General features: G+C 72.7%; 3 protein-coding genes. 1 reads left to right on the forward strand and 2 read right to left on the reverse strand.

Annotation, left to right across the window (positions count from 1 at the left end; translation table 11 throughout):
• Positions 1 to 615: ABC transporter substrate-binding protein (locus G5C62_RS27100; protein ID WP_164703426.1), on the forward strand; the 615-nt coding region annotated here is incomplete at its 5' end.
• Positions 616 to 675: 60 nt separating this feature from the next.
• On the opposite strand, the gene G5C62_RS27105 is transcribed toward G5C62_RS27100, so the two are convergent.
• Both G5C62_RS27105 and G5C62_RS27110 read right to left on the reverse strand, forming a co-directional pair.
• Complete coding sequence (locus G5C62_RS27105; RefSeq protein ID WP_036336318.1) at positions 676 to 855, reverse strand: hypothetical protein; 180 nt, start codon at positions 853 to 855, stop codon at positions 676 to 678.
• Positions 856 to 879: 24 nt separating this feature from the next.
• Complete coding sequence (locus tag G5C62_RS27110; protein ID WP_164703427.1) at positions 880 to 1,113, reverse strand: hypothetical protein; 234 nt, start codon at positions 1,111 to 1,113, stop codon at positions 880 to 882.
• Positions 1,114 to 1,258: the final 145 nt, after the last annotated feature.

The raw sequence follows: 1,258 nt of genomic DNA on the forward strand, positions 1-1,258 counted from the left end.
GCGGAGAAGGGGCTCGAGGTGATCGAGGCGCAGATCAAGCCGACCGACCAGGACATGAGCGCCCAGATCACCCAGTTCCGAGCAGCGGGCGTGGACGCGATCGCACTGACCGTCGCCCCCGGCCAGCTCGCGTCGGTCGCCACGGTCGCTCAGGCCCAGGGCCTGGACGTGCCGATCCTGGGCAGCAACCCGGTCTTCGCGCCCGGCCTGCTGGATGGTCCCGCGGCGGCGAAGATCAAGGAGGACCTCTACATCGCCTCGCCGGTGTCGTCCTTCGACGCACACCCCGAGCTGCTCGAGGAGTACCAGGCCGCCTACCCCGACGCCGTGCCCAGCCTCGGCGTGGTCGTCGGCTTCGGCATGGCCGAGATGATGAAGCAGGTGCTCGACGCGGCCTGCGAGGACGGGGACCTCACCCGTGAGGGCGTGGTCACCGCCTTCAACGAGCTGGAGGAGGTCGACACCGGTGGCCTCGTCGTCCCGATCCGGGGATTCGAGGTGGGTCAGTCGCCGAGCCTGCAGAGCTTCATCCTCCAGCCCGCTGACGTGCCCGGCGGCGCCACGGTCCTCCAGGAGGCCTTCGAGGGCGAATTCGCCACAGCCATCGCCGGCTGACCGCGTACGAGCAGCGCGCGGCGCCCCTCCCCCGCGGGGGAGGGGCGCTCGGGGATCTCCTCAGTCGTTGCCGGGGCGGGCGACGGAGTCGTCGCGCTGGGCGGCGTCGTCGGTGAGCAGGACCGTGTCCTTCTCGCCGCCGTCCCCGCGGTCGTGGCCGGGGGTGCCGTCGACCAGGTCGCCCTCGGGGTCCGAGGTCGCCGGGGAGTCGTGGTAGCCGCTGCTGGTGGGTTCGGTCATGGGGTGGGCCTCTCGATCAGGGGGTCAGGTCGGGTCGGCGCGCTGCGCCAGGGAGGGCTCGGTCGGGGTGCGCTCCGGCTGGAGGTCGTCGCTCTGCGCGTCCCGCTCCAGCGCGGCGTCCCGGGCGAGCGGGACGCCCTCCCGCGTGCCGGTCGCGTCCGTGTCCTCCGCGCCGGTGCCGAGGTCGCTGTTGTCGCCCGTCCCCGAGGCAGTGGGCAGGTCCTGCTGGATGCGGTCGCTGCCGCCGGCCTCGCTCATCGCGGTCCTCCTCGCGTGGACACCGTCGGCCACATCTACTTCGAGGGCGAGTACGTCGCCAACGGGCTGGCCGGGACCCAGGCCGTCGCCGCGGAGACGGGGCTCGAGGTGATCGAGGCGCAAATCAAGCCGACCGACCAGGACA

It is taken from the genome of Modestobacter sp. KNN46-3 (assembly GCF_011039295.1).

What these genes read in the sequence shown, in the direction of transcription:
- G5C62_RS27105 (WP_036336318.1), bottom strand. Translation starts at nt 855, where the DNA reads ATGACCGAACCCACCAGCAGCGGCTACCACGACTCCCCGGCGACCTCG.
- G5C62_RS27110 (WP_164703427.1), bottom strand. Translation starts at nt 1,113, where the DNA reads ATGAGCGAGGCCGGCGGCAGCGACCGCATCCAGCAGGACCTGCCCACT.